Below are 13,573 nucleotides of genomic sequence, written 5' to 3'. Positions count from 1 at the left end.
GGGATGACCATGAACAAAGTTTATTTAAAGCACAAAGAAGAAGTTTTGACCGCACTGACAACGAATCGGACACATGGCTTAACCAGCGCAGAGGCTGAGGCGAGACTGGCAAAGTTCGGCCCGAACGCATTGAAAGCAGCACCGACGATCCCGGCCTGGCGCCAATTTTTGCTGACCCTCAAGGAACCACTTGTCATTATTTTATTTGTTGCAGTCGGCTTGGCATTGTTGAGTGCGGCTTATGATTTTTTTGTAACCGGCAATCGTAAACATGGGATGGCGGCAATTTATGAAAGTATTGCGATCTTAATTCTTATCGGTGTCAATTCCGGTTTGGGCTGCTGGCAGGCGCAATCAGCTAAAAAGTCGATGGACGCGCTGCGTAACATGGCGGATCATCAGGCGCGGGTGTTGCGCGATGAAGTTTGGGAAGATGTGCCGGTTGCGGAGCTGGTACCAGGCGATATCGTTCGGGTGCAGACCGGTGACTTTTTGGAAGCCGATGTGCGGTGGCTGCGGGTGGCGAACCTGCAAACATCTGAGGCGCACTTAACCGGCGAAGCAGAACCGGTGAGCAAGCAGTCCCATGCCTTGACCGAAAAAGTCGAACTCGGCGATCAGACTAACATGGGCTTTGCCGGTTCGATGATAACTGCCGGGAACGGGTATGGCGTTGTGGTCGCTACGGGGATGGAAACCGAACTCGGCAAAATCGCCAAGTTAATGAATGACGTGCAAACGCAAAAGACGCCGATTGAGCGGGTCGTTCACAGTTTGAGCAAAAAACTGATGATCGTTGCGATCGGGATTGTTTTCCTGACATTAGGATTGGCTTTGTTTAAAGCCTATCAGCAAACCGGTAACCTCTCCTTTGAAATACTGGCAGCGTCATTGTCCACCGCGATTGCTCTTGCCGTGGCGGCGATCCCTGATGCTTTGCCCGCCGTTTTGTCGATTGTTTTAACCATTGGTGCGACTAAGTTGGCCAAGAATCAAGGCTTGATTAAGTCACTGAACTCGGTTGAAACTCTAGGTGCTACGAATTATATTGCGTCCGACAAAACCGGTACCCTGACGAAAAACGAAATGACGGTGACGCGCTTTTTTGCTAACGGCGCGCATTATGAAGTCGAAGGCAATGGCTATGACACAACCGGTGACTTTTTACCGGTAGATGACCAGGACACCCCTGCATTTCAACGATTTTTGCAGGCAGCGGTGTTAAACAACGAAGCCAATGTGACGCAAGATGAAGATGGTCGCTTCCAGCCGTTTGGCAATCCGACCGACGTGGCGTTGGTCGTGGCTGGCGCAAAAGGCGACATTGACCGGGCAACTTTGCTGGAAAAAACCGACCAACGCGACATCGACATTTTACGGGTGTTGCCGTTTGATTCAACGCGGAAAATGATGAGCGTTGTCATTAAAGAAAACGGTCAATTCAAAGTGTTAACCAAAGGTGCGCCGGATGTTATTTTGCGGAAAACGGACCAAGTGGTGGACCATGATCAGTTGGTGCCGATTGCAGACGCGCGGGCGACGATGGAAAAAGTGATTCTGGACTTTGCCAATGATGCGTTGCGAACCATTGCAATCACGGAACGGGCCATTGATGAATCGCTGGCGTTGCACGGTGAGACGGCCGAGCTGGAGCAACATCTGACACTGCTTGGAATCGCCGGTATCATTGATCCGCCACGCCCGGAAGTGAAGCGTTCGATCCAGACATTACACGCGGCTGGGGTGAATGTCGTCATGATTACCGGCGACCACGCAGCCACTGCGCGCGCCATTGCCTACAAACTGGGAATTGTTCAGAAAAAAGACGCTCAGGTTATTGAAGGCGCCATGTTAGACAAGCTGCCTGATGCAGAGTTAGATGACGTGGTCTTGGAAGCGCGGGTTTATGCGCGCGTGTCCCCAGAGCACAAGCAACGGATCGTTAAAGCTTTGCAACGGCGCGGCCAAGTAGTTGCCATGACTGGTGACGGGATTAATGATGCACCGGCGTTGCGGGCCGCAGATATCGGCATCGCTATGGGCATCAATGGCACTGAGGTCACCAAAGACGCGGCTGATTTGATTTTGCTCGATGATAAATTCACCACCATCGAAAAGTCAGTGGCAGCTGGCCGGACGATCTTCGGAAACATTAAGAACTTCATGCGCCATGAATTGACGACCAACGTTGCGGAAGTGCTGGCGTTACTGCTAGGCGTCATCTTGATGACCGGTCCCATTGGTCACGTCAGCGTCACCACACCAACGCTGACCGCACTCATGGTTTTGTGGGTGAACATGATTTCGGACGCGTTACCGAGCTTTGCCTTAGCGTATGATAAACCGCAAGCAGACCAGATGAAGCAAAAACCGCGCGATACTGATGTTTCGATTCTAAAAGGCATGGTGGGCCGCATCTTCGTTCGCGGGACCGTCATGGGTGGCACGGTGTATGTTGCGTTTATCTGGGCAGCCAGTGCCGGTTTACCCGCTGCTGCAGCCCAGACGATCGCGTTCCTGACACTGGTGTTTGGCCAATTATGGCATGTCTTTGATGCCCGGAGCACGACGACTTTATACCGACGCAATCCATTCAGCAATATCAAGTTACTCGCGGCGGTGAGTTTCGCTGCCGTGAGTTCACTATTAGTCACAACCTTGCCGTTTTTCAACGTGGTGATGGGTACCCAAATGCTGACATGGCAACAATATTTGCTAGTCACTGTGCTGCCGGCGATTCCTACGCTTGTACTTTCGGGAATTAAAGAGGCTTGGTTGGCAGTGGCTAAGAAAAAATGATGTCTTTTCAAATAAACCGGTGCTGATTGCGTTAAGCTGCTCATTCAATGGGCGGCTTTTTTCGTTAGCGCTCGCGGCTTCTACACCGGCGAACAGCCTATGGTGCAGAATTCAACACGTGATTGATTTTCATATTTCCAAAAATAAAATTGACTTTTTCCAGAAAACAGCAGTATTATATAGACCGGTTGTTATAATCTGGAGGTTAGCAATGAACACACGTGAAAAGTTAGTCGCGACGGCTGCAGATCTTTTTCAGGAAGAAGGGGTCAGGGCGACGGGATTATCAAAAATTCTGGCCGTCAGCGGGACCCCGAAAGGATCACTTTATTATTATTTCCCAGAAGGCAAAGTGCAGCTGATTGAAGCCGCGATTGAGTATGCGGGTGCACAAATTTTGGCGCGGGTTCAACAAGCGCTTGAACGGGATGCGGCGCCGGAAATTGCCTTGACCGGACAGCTGGCGGAAATGGCGGAGGAGATGCAACAGCATGGTCGGCTCAGCAGCCATTCAATCAGCCTGATCGCACTAGAAACACGCGATGATCCGAAACTGCAGGCAGCTTGCAGTGCGGTTTATACGCAACTTGAAGATTTATACACCGACAAACTGGTTTCAGCGGGGATGTCAGTGGTCCCGGCGCGGCAACTGGGACAATTCGTTCAGGCAACGATCGAAGGCACCATTATGATCGCGACTACCAAAGCGAATCCTGACTTGTTACGGCAAACCGCGGCGCACCTGTCTTACCTGATTAAACAGGCACTGACGTCTTGAAAATGCCTGCCAATTGTTGATTGATTCGAAAGTAGAAAAGGAAGTTATTCATGCAATTATCACAAACAAAAGCAATGCCACAAGCACGCGTTCATATCGCGCATCCGGCCTTGGCCATGATTGGGCTGATGATCGGGGCATTTGTCGGCATGTTTTCAGAAACATCACTTAATATCGCATTACCTAGTCTGATGACGGCACTGAATGTGTCACAAGGCACGATTCAATGGCTCGTCACCGGTTATATGCTGGTCATCGGGATCTGCATGCCGATTTCCAGTCTTTTGTCCAAATGGTTTAATACCAAAAGAATTATTTTATTCGCATTAGGTGCCTTCATTCTTGGCTCCGTTGTTTCCGCAATGGGCGCTAGTTTTGCCGTTGTCTTAATCGGTCGCCTTATTCAGGGCATTGGGACTGGCTTGATTCTGCCGCTGATGTTTTCGGTAGCGATGCAGATTTTCCCGCCGTATAAACTGGGAACAGTGATGGGATTGGCAGCACTGGTGATCATGTTTGCGCCTGCGATCGGCCCGACCATTACCGGACTCATCCTGGCCAAGTTTACCTGGCATGATATTTTTTGGTTATTTGTCCCGTTCTTGGTATTGGCATTTATTTTCACCTTAACGTCAATGGAAAATGTCTATCACCAAACCAAAACACCGGTCGACTGGATCTCGATTGTTGCCTCATCGATCGGTTTTGCCGGGATTGTCGTTGGCACAACCATGGCGAGTGATTCGGGTTGGTTATCGCTCACCGTGGCGGTTTCACTGCTGATCGGTATTGCCGGTTTGGCGTTTTATACCCGGCGACAGTTGACGTTGAAAAAACCGATGTTGAACTTGCGGGTCTTCGCCAATAAGCAGTTTACGGTTGGTACCTTACTGGTCATGCTTGATTTTGGCGTGATTCTGGCTTCGATGTATTTGTTGCCAATGTACCTGCAGCGCGTTATTGGCTTGCCAGTCGCGATGACCGGTCTCGTGATGTTGCCAGGTGGGATTGTCAACGCCGCGGTTTCGGCAATTGCCGGGCGGATGTATGACAGTCATGGCGCGAAGTGGTTAGCCCGTGGCGGCTTTGTGATTGCCATTCTCGGGATCCTGATATTGCTGAGTAGTGGGGCACAAAGTCCGTTGTGGTGGATCATTTTGGGACATGTGACCTTAATGATTGGAGCGCCGCTTGCGATGTCACCGGCGCAGACACATGGCTTAAACAGTTTGAGCGGCGCCGAAAGTGCAGACGGCAGTGCCTTGCTGAATACCTTGCAGCAAATTGTCGGTGCGGTTTCAACGGCGGTTGCCACAAGCATGCTCGCCTTGGGTTCCGCTCAAGCAGCCGGACAATCAGGACTGACAATCGGTTCGCACTATGGCTTCGTGTTTGTCTTAATCCTTGCCGTGGTTGGTCTGATTGTTGCTCTCCAAGTTAAAAAGCCCCAAGTGAGTCGCGATCTTTAGTTTCATAAAAGCATTTAAGAGTTCCGGTAAGTGATTGCGAAAACAGTCGCCCTTACCGGAACTTTTTTACTATCAAGTCAACATGTTGTGAAGAGTGCTATGTCTAAAGGCTTCAAAAAATGTTTCCGTCGCTAAGCATTGTCCGTGACTAATTTGTATACCATCTGTTATGCTTACTTCGTTGTTAGTAGGCAGTGTCATAAGGAGGATGATAGTTTGAAGAATCCATATGATTTTGATGTCTTGTACTTAGGTAGTGGGCATGGCGCGTTTGACGGGGCCGGCCCATTGGCAGCTTCGGGAAAAAGAGTAGCTGTGGTTGAAGGCGACATGATCGGCGGCACTTGCCCGAATTATGGCTGTAACGCGAAAATTACGCTTGATACGCCGGTGGTTTTGCAACGGCTGGCGGAACGGATGCAGGGTGTTGTGTCTGGCAATATCAAGATCAACTGGTCGGCGTTAGTCGCTCACAAACAAACTGTGATTAAGCCGTTACCGGATGCTATCGGTACGGGATTAACCCAAAACGGCGTGACGATCATCCATGGCTATGGAAAATTTCAGGATGCACATACGATTGTTGTGGGTGAAAAGACTTATACCGCAGACAAAATTGTCATTGCGACTGGCCAGCGCCCGCATCGCCTTGATGTGCCGGGAACTGAATTAGCGCATGACAGTCGGGCCTTTATGGATTTGGACGTCTTGCCGAAGCGGATCGGTATTTTGGGATCAGGCTACATCAGCATGGAATTTGCAACGATTGCCAATGCGGCAGGCGCCGATGTCCATGTGTTGATGCATCATGATCGTGCTTTGCGGGAATTCCACCAGCCGTTTGTCGAAGATGTGATGGCCGACATGACGAAACGGGGCATTCAATTCACGCCGAACGCGGCGGTGACGGCGCTTGAGAAGACCGCTGATGGCATTGTGATTCATTATGGCGACAAGGAACAGTTAGTTGTCGATTGGGTGCTGGACGCAACCGGCCGAATCCCGAATGTTGAGCAACTGGGGTTAGAAAATGTCGGCGTTGAGTTTAACCAGCACGGTATTCCCGTGGACGACTATCTGCGAACGAACGTGACCAATATTTATGCGTCGGGCGATGTTTTAGACAAGCCACAACCTAAATTGACGCCAACAGCCACGTTTGAGTCCTATTACCTTTACAAGTTACTGAGCGGCCAAACAACTGCGCCGATTGATTATCCGGCGATTCCGTCAACTGTTTACACCTCGCCAAGAATTGCCAAAGTCGGTGTGGCACCGGAAGCGGTCAAGGATGATACTTACAAAGTCGTTCACAACCACATTCCGGATGACTGGTATCATCAAACCGATCAGGAAACGGTGGGTGATAGTCTTTTGGTGTTCGATCAGGAACATCATCTTGTCGGCGCCACGGAGTACAGTGCTCAAGCCGAAGACGCGATCAACACGTTATTGCCGGCGATTGTCTACCATCTGAGTCGTGATCAGATGTGGCAAATGGCGCACATTTTCCCGGCGGAGGGTGCAGCAGCATGGCATAAGATTCGGTAGTCTCTCGGCTTTGAAAAAACAAACGTAAGCTATTGGCTTTCAATCTGTTTAGTTCAGTGCACTGTTGGGGGGAAAAATTAGGCAATAAGTTCCAAGCCGTGCCAAACTCCGCAATCTCCGGCGGGGCCTGGGCTGGAACGTGGTGGGCACGACTTTGAGCCTCTGCAAAACCGGCAGAGTCTCAAAGATCGGCCTTGTACTACGCCGGGAAGACCGCCCGGCTAGTACAATCTCACCACTGAGCCCGTCCCCGCCTACGATTGCTCCGCTTTGGCACTAGTATCTTAGCAAACCGACTGAATTATCCTCTTGGACCCAAAAACGAACGCACTCCTTGCTACTTTTTGGAGTACGTTCATTTTATTTTGGGATCGTAAATTATGACCCAGTCTTTGCCGTAACGGATTTTGTTGCAAACTTGTCTTCAGTCGTTCGTGAGTTTGCAGTATACCGCGTCACAACTTAACTACAGCGCTAGAGATTCGGATCCATTTTAAAAGTCAGCTTCGATAAGCCGGTTCCCATCGTGATTAGCTTAAACAACAACTCGCGAGTGGCGTCGTTGTAGTGTTGCGCAATCAGATGGTTTTGCTCGGTGAGGTATTGGGTTAGATCCGAGCCGCTCATTTTGGCGGTGGCGGCGTCGACCTCAGCGATTTTGCGGCGGGCCCATTCATTGAGCTCTTTTTGGTAGGCTAAGTCGTCTTCGATAAAGTCGGCGTAGTGGGACTCGACGACCATCGCTAGCGCTTCGTAAAGCCAGTATGCAGCGTTGAGATCCGTTTTGGCCGGTAGTTCGCGGTAACTTTCATCGGTGTCATTGGCATCGGTGAAGAAGGGAACGTGCGGACAGAAGGCGGGGATGCCAAAGCCGACCCACTGGACACCGGCAGCGGGGTGCTGATCGGCCGGGCGCATTTGCAGAATGTGAGAGTTGGCGGTGCGGGATAGCGAAATGGCGCGATATGTTTTGCGGTCATGTTCACTACCGCTTCCTAATGGGTCGAACTGGGTTTCATTGAAGTGTGACTTGAGCACATATTGAATATCTTCAATCGAAATCTTGCGGTTAGCTTTGCGGATAAAAGGCAACTCCGGTGATTCCGGATCTTGGATGGTTTCGGGATTGAGGTAGCGTTGGGCGAACCAGACCCGCGGCGTGTTGTAGTGATGATCCTTTTCGGTGTCGGTACCGAAGATGTGGCGGAAGTTCCATTGATCAGTGTCGGGATTCAGGTTATGGCGATCAACAAAATCCTGGATGCCGTCTGCCCACATGTAGTTGTCAGGATCGTTGAAATCGATCGTTTGAATGGCAACCTGATTGGCCGCAACTGCATAACAATCGTCAGGGATGCGCACGGCGACCCATTGATGCCCGGTCACGATTTCCATGTACCAGACTTCGTTTTGATCGTTAAACTGCACGCCGTTACCTTCAGCTGAACCATATTGTTTCACGAGTTCGCCGAGATACCGGACGCCTTCACGTGCACTGTTGATAAAAGGCAAAACCAGGGTCGTCATGGAGTCCTCAGCCAAGCCATTTTTGACAAAGGGATCATAGGCGAGAACGCGTTCATTGGCATAAACACTTTCTGTGGCACTTTCGCCGACATTTTTTTCGTTAAAGCCGTCTTCTTCGTTTGGCCCGGCACTTTGATCGGCATCCGGCGTTGCGGTGTAGCGATAGCCGGTTTCCGGCAGAGGAACTGTCAGCTGATTGTATGGTGAGACATAAGTTTCTTTGCGTCCAGTGACGGCTGGCTGGACGATGAAACGCTTGGGATAGATGGCAACAAGCCGATCTTCGTTGCGGGAGATATAAGTGGCACCGTCAAGTGAAGCTTTTTTGCCGACCATCATTGAAGTACAAGCAGACATTTCGATTCGATCAATCATTTTATTTCCTCCATTTTTTGAGTGAGCGTGAGCCGGCGCGGTCAGGAGCCGGAGTGTAAGTGGCCTTGGGCGTAATGGCCCGGGCTTAGGCCATTGCGACCAAGGTCCTTACATGCAGGTTCCTGCGCCAGGGAACGCGTTAATGTGAGCGTGAGCCGGCGCGCTTAGAAGCCGGAGTATAAGCAGCCTTGGGCGAGATGGCCCGGGCTTAGGCCATCGCGACCAAGGTCCTTACACGCAGACTTTTGCGCCGGGGAACGCGTTATAGAAAGTTTGGGTGGTGATCCAACCGTTGAATTAAATGATCCTTTTCAGCGATTTGATTGAGATAAAGGGCTAACCGCGCGTCCCGCTGATCGTCGGCCTCTGGGAATTTCTGGGCGAGTTCTTTGCCGATCATGGCGGCGGTTCGGCGGCCATTGATTTTGCTAAAAACGAAGCTGCCATAAGCATCAAGATGCAGATAGCTGACTTCAGGAATCTTCATATGCAGCACTTTCCGACAAAATCGCTGAATAGCGTGGTTTTGCGGACGGATAATGGTGATTTTTCCGTTCTTTTTGGTGTACTGCACCTGGGGATTTTTTCGATAAATGACCGTGGTGAGCATGTCAGTCTGTGTCATTGTTTAGACGCCTCCTACTCAGCTTGCTTCTTGGCTGTAGGGTGTTTGATGGTCATCAATGGCACAATAATCGCTGCGGCCATGATGATGAGTAATACGACTGCCATGGCGTTGCTACCGGCGAAACCAGCAGGGACCCGGTTTTGCAAAACGCCGGTGACATGTAAAATGATACCGATCAAGCCAATGATGGAACCGCCGGCAATCAAGCCGCTGGAAAGGGAGACCCCAGCGGATAGACGCGTTTCGCGAAGTTTCTTGTTTTGCGTGGTTTTTTGGATGAAAAGCTTCAACAGCGCGCCGACCAAGATAATCGAAGTTGTGGAGATCGGGAGATAGAACCCTAAAGCAACGGTCATGATCGGCAGATTCAGCATCCAGCAGACAAGCGCCATGACAATGCCGACAATGATCATGATCCAAGGTAGGTTACCGGATAAAATGCCGGTGGTCAGCGTGGCAATGAGGTTGGCTTGCGGCAGGCCGAATGGCGGATCGGCACTTTTAACGGCCAGTTGTGGCGAGAGAATCACCGTGGTGCCGACGACAACGACGACCCCGATGAGTGCGGCGAGCAGAAAATACTTCATCATTTCGGAGCGCCGACCGCCGACTAGGTAATTGACTTTTTGCGTTTGCATATAGGCACCGCCGACAGAAATCGCGGTGACAATGAAAACGCCGAACAACAGGAGAATCTCGTTGTGGGTATTGGACGTCCAGCCCATGAGTGCAAACACCAGCGTCATGACAACCAGACTGGCGATAGTCATGCCGGAAACCGGGGCGTTCGAGCAGCCGATCGTGCCGGCGAGCCGGGCTGAAACAATGACAAACAACAGGGCCAAGACGAGGGACATGATACCGGCCAAGATGGTGATCACCATGTTGCCGGTCAGAAAAGCACCGACGATGAAGATCGCGATGGTGGCAACCAAAAGTGCCATGATGCCAAGTGAGTTCTTTTCTTCGCCACTGTTATTGCGGGCGTTGAGCGTTTTCTTGATGGACGTTACGATGACCGGAATTAACTTGATGGCGCCGATAATACCACCGCAGAGCATCATCCCAGCACCGATGTACTTGGTATAGGAACCGGCCACGGTATCGATGTTCATCTGTGACATCAACATGTGGGCGTCATTCCAGACATGGGCGTGGCCGCCAGCCATCTGCGTGAAGTAAGCAATTAATGGCGTGATGCCAAAGTTAGCCAATATCGAACCGGCAAACATAGTCAAGGACACATCCAAGCCAACGACAAAACCAATGCCGGCCAACATCGGATTGACTTCGGTCGAAATTTTCCAGCGATAGGATGCACTACCCACGAACGTCATCACACTGTTGACCCACCCGAAAACCTGCGTGGTGAGCAACGTGATCACGCCGCCGATGCCAAAACCGATCCCCATATGTTTCAGCGCATCGCCACCGGCTTCACTGGCATCCAGCGCTTCGGAGATGGCAGTCGATTCCGGATACATGAGTTTACCGTCTTCTTCAACTAACAAATAATTCTCGACAAGGCTAGCCATGCCGACTGCGAATAAAACCGCCAGCGCACCGACAGCAATGCCGGCAAAAAAGTTGACCCGGCCGCCAATGATGATAATGGCTGGCAAGACATAAATCATCCCGCTGGCAATCGACTCACCGCCGGAACTCATCCCTTGCAGCAGGTTCTTGCCAAAAAGTCCTTTTTTCTTAGCGAAAACGCCGACCAGCCCTGATCCGATAATCGACCCGGGAATTCCGGCGGCAACGGTCAAGCCAGCCTTCATGCCTGAATAAGCCGTAGAAGCGGCAAAGATGGTCGCCAAAACGGCACCGATGATGAAAATAGCCGTGCTTCCGCCACTATTTTCCTGTGTGCGTTCCGTGGCATACGGCACATATTTCGTCTTAGCCGCGGTTCGCTTCGAGATCGTCTTTTCCATTGTGTTACCCCCAATTAACGCGGATTCTGGCGCCACAACATTTGTACATTAGCCGTGATGAAAAGATTTTCGTTCAGCTCAAGGCTAATTTTTGACAGATGCTTACTGGCACCCTGATAAAAACATTAGCCGACAAAATGGCCGGTTGGATCATGGTCGAAGAAATGTTCGATATTTTGGGCGACTCGTTCCAAATCAACATTGCCACCTGATACCAAAGCAACGACTTGCTTGTCGGTGAGCCATTTGTCATCGATTTTGTGGGCTTCGAGCGCCGCGGTTGGCAATGCGCCTGCTCCCTCGGCAACGGTTTTAGCGCGTTGCAGGAGATCCTTCATGGCTTCGGCAATTTCTTCTTCCGAAACCAATACCATCTCGTCGACAAGGTCGCTAGCGAGGCCAAAGGTGATATCACCAGGCATTGCCACGGCAGTTCCATCGGCCAATGTCGAGCCGGCGCATTGCCGTGTCAGGTGACCGGCTTGCAAGGAAGCGGTCATGCCGTGAACGTTTTCGGATTGCACCCCGATAATGTGAATCTGAGGATTGGCATGCTTGAGAGCCACGGCGATGCCAGAGATTAACCCGCCGCCACCAACTGGCACAATGACAGTATCGATGGTTGGTAGTTGATCCAACAGCTCGAGGCCAATTGAGCCTTGGCCAGCAATGACGAGCGGATCGTTGTAAGGATCGACAATCGTGAGGCCGTCAGCGGCCGCCTTTTTTTCCATAAAAGCGCGCGCTTCATCAAACGTTTGGCCAGCCAGGATCACGCGGGCACCATAGCCGCTGGTTGCCTGCTGTTTGGCGAGCGGGGCGGTTTCCGGCATCACGACGGTGGCGTTGATTTCCAATAAATGTGCAGTCAATGCGACACCTTGGGCATGATTACCGGCGCTGGCGGTGATAACGCCTCGCTGCTTTTCACTATCGGTAAGGTGGTGGATCTTATTGTAGGCGCCGCGAAACTTAAACGAACCGGTCAACTGCATATTCTCAAGTTTGAGATAAACATCGCCGTGCGTGACGGTGCGACTGAGAAACATGGATTGAATCAGTGGCGTCACGCGGCCGACCTTGTGAATGAGCTGACTTGCTTCCCGAATATCTTTTATCGTGACGGGTGGGGTCATCGTTAGCATCAAAACCACCTCCTAATTTCTGACCAGCACTTCTGTCAACGGTGTGAAAGGTTGTGATAACGAGTTGGCAAGACTTTGATTCGTGATCTTGCCATGGTAAAGATTGACGCCGGATGCCAAGGCAGGATCCGTCGCAATTGCCTGGTCAATACCCTGAGTCGCAATCGCCAGTAGGTAAGGGATGTTCCCACTTGCCAGCGCTAGCGTTGCAGTTCGTGGTACCGCACCGGGTTGATTCGGGACCGCGTAATGGATCACGCCATATTTGGTAAACACAGGTGATTCAATCGTTGTCGGCGCGTCAATGGTTTCGACTGTGCCACCCTGATCAATGGCAACATCAACCAAGACGCTACCCGGTTTCATGGACTGAACCATCGCCGTTGTCACAAGCTTGGGTGGTTTAGCCCCCGGAATCAAAATCGTCGAAATGAACACATCAGCCGTTTTAATCGCAGCGGCAAGGCTTTCCGGTGTGGAAGCCAATACAGTCAGGTCTTGACCCGCAAACTTTTGCTCAAGCCATGTGCGCCGCTCTGGCTTTAATTCGATAATGGTGACGTGGCAACCCATGGCCAATGCTAAGGTAGCTGCATTGAACGCTGCCGTGCCGCCGCCAAAAATGACGACATTGCCGGGCGCTACTTCTGGTGTGCCAGGGAGCAAAATACCTTCGCCACCATGTTGCGCTTCAAGATAAAAGGCACCCATGATCACCGAACGCCGCCCAGCAATGGCACTCATCGGTTTTAGCAAAACCAGTTCACCATCTTTGGCAATCGTCTCGCCGCCAATCGCCGTGACGCCAGCAGCTTGCATGGCCTGGACGGTTTCCGGTGCAGATGCTAAGTGCTGAAAACCCCAAATCACCTGACCGGACTTGAAATACTGGTACTCTTCGGCATCCGGTTCCTTTACCTTAACCACCAAGTCGGCATCCCAGCTGGCCGCATGGCTAACCAGCTTACCGCCAGCGGCTTCATAATCGGCATCCGCAAATCCGGCCCCGATCCCGGCAGCATGTTCAACCCAAACTTCTGCGCCATCCGCGGTTAGTTTCTTCACATTGGCAGGCGTTACAGCAACACGGCCTTCGCCAGCCTTTTGTTCCTTAACAACCCCAACACGCATGATGATCCTTCCTTTCTCTTACATTCATATGTTAAATACTTCACAGTTGCTAAAACAACAGCTATGTGACAACTCTCACAAAATGAATGTCAGCGCTTACGAATTTCCGCGGAGAATCTCATGGATCACTTAATTGGGATTTTGAGAAGTGCTCATAAAAAAACAGAAAATAAGGGTAATGTTTGCTAAATGTAGTGTTGATATTAAGCTGGAAAGTAAGAGACCTTGATGAC

9 protein-coding genes are annotated in these 13,573 nt (G+C 51.0%); 4 read left to right on the top strand and 5 right to left on the bottom strand.

What is annotated here, in order from left to right; all coding sequences use genetic code 11:
- Positions 1 to 9 precede the first annotated feature (9 nt).
- The 4 genes from LACPH_RS10045 (at position 10) to LACPH_RS10030 (ending at position 6,597) form a co-directional block, all read left to right on the top strand.
- Complete coding sequence (locus tag LACPH_RS10045; protein WP_306386818.1) at positions 10 to 2,799, top strand: cation-translocating P-type ATPase; 2,790 nt, start codon at positions 10 to 12, stop codon at positions 2,797 to 2,799.
- Between the two features lie 211 nt (positions 2,800 to 3,010).
- Positions 3,011 to 3,577, top strand: coding sequence for a TetR/AcrR family transcriptional regulator (locus LACPH_RS10040; protein WP_306386817.1), 567 nt, complete (start codon positions 3,011 to 3,013; stop codon positions 3,575 to 3,577).
- A 50-nt stretch (positions 3,578 to 3,627) separates the two neighbouring features.
- Complete coding sequence (locus LACPH_RS10035; protein ID WP_306386816.1) at positions 3,628 to 5,046, top strand: DHA2 family efflux MFS transporter permease subunit; 1,419 nt, start codon at positions 3,628 to 3,630, stop codon at positions 5,044 to 5,046.
- A 216-nt stretch (positions 5,047 to 5,262) separates the two neighbouring features.
- Positions 5,263 to 6,597, top strand: a complete 1,335-nt coding sequence (locus tag LACPH_RS10030; protein WP_306386815.1) for a dihydrolipoyl dehydrogenase family protein — start codon at positions 5,263 to 5,265, stop codon at positions 6,595 to 6,597.
- 474 nt (positions 6,598 to 7,071) lie between these two features.
- Here LACPH_RS10030 and LACPH_RS10025 read toward each other — a convergent pair whose 3' ends face one another.
- The 5 genes from LACPH_RS10025 to ald form a co-directional block, all read right to left on the bottom strand.
- Positions 7,072 to 8,499, bottom strand: coding sequence for a C69 family dipeptidase (locus LACPH_RS10025; RefSeq protein ID WP_306386814.1), 1,428 nt, complete (start codon positions 8,497 to 8,499; stop codon positions 7,072 to 7,074).
- A gap of 262 nt (positions 8,500 to 8,761) precedes the next feature.
- Positions 8,762 to 9,124: a PqqD family protein gene (locus LACPH_RS10020; protein WP_087912596.1), complete on the bottom strand. Its 363-nt coding sequence runs from the start codon at positions 9,122 to 9,124 to the stop codon at positions 8,762 to 8,764.
- Between the two features lie 14 nt (positions 9,125 to 9,138).
- Positions 9,139 to 11,064, bottom strand: a complete 1,926-nt coding sequence (locus LACPH_RS10015; protein ID WP_306386813.1) for an OPT/YSL family transporter — start codon at positions 11,062 to 11,064, stop codon at positions 9,139 to 9,141.
- 125 nt (positions 11,065 to 11,189) lie between these two features.
- Complete coding sequence (gene tdcB, locus LACPH_RS10010; protein ID WP_306386812.1) at positions 11,190 to 12,209, bottom strand: bifunctional threonine ammonia-lyase/L-serine ammonia-lyase TdcB; 1,020 nt, start codon at positions 12,207 to 12,209, stop codon at positions 11,190 to 11,192.
- 12 nt (positions 12,210 to 12,221) lie between these two features.
- Positions 12,222 to 13,340, bottom strand: a complete 1,119-nt coding sequence (gene ald, locus LACPH_RS10005) for an alanine dehydrogenase (RefSeq protein ID WP_306386811.1) — start codon at positions 13,338 to 13,340, stop codon at positions 12,222 to 12,224.
- Positions 13,341 to 13,573 lie beyond the last annotated feature (233 nt).

It is taken from the genome of Lacticaseibacillus parahuelsenbergensis (assembly GCF_030770265.1).
In the GTDB taxonomy this organism is placed as follows: Bacteria; Bacillota; Bacilli; order Lactobacillales; family Lactobacillaceae; genus Lacticaseibacillus; species Lacticaseibacillus casei.
This window is presented reverse-complemented; position numbering and strand designations above follow the sequence as displayed.